This window comes from Dellaglioa sp. CoH-57-MRSF-21, assembly GCF_056781915.1.
Genome location: NZ_JBXAXU010000043.1, coordinates 1 through 251 on the forward strand (window position 1 = coordinate 1; position 251 = coordinate 251).

Sequence of the window (251 nt, forward strand, 5' to 3'; positions counted from 1 at the left end):
GGGTACGGCCGTGTCCTGATACTCTCAGCCTTTTTTAATCATTCTCAGATGTACTATCTGCTGAAACGCGGGGAACTCGCAGGTAAGATAAGCCAGTATGCAGCCTCGAAGGACGCCACCCTCTTGATTGATGTGTCCGATCAGCTCATTCGTGCGGATCGCATTGAACGCATCCGCGATGCGCGGCTTGCGTGCGCCACTATGACCTATATCTTAGAAGAGGAATCGTTGACGAAGGCTCATATCAATCA

The 251-nt window shown here is 51.0% G+C and carries 1 protein-coding gene; it reads left to right on the plus strand.

Features of this window, described 5'->3' with window-relative positions; translation table 11 throughout:
* Positions 1 to 251 (plus strand): hypothetical protein (locus tag AC1RPQ_RS07815; protein WP_481762235.1); only part of this gene is annotated, 251 nt, incomplete at both ends.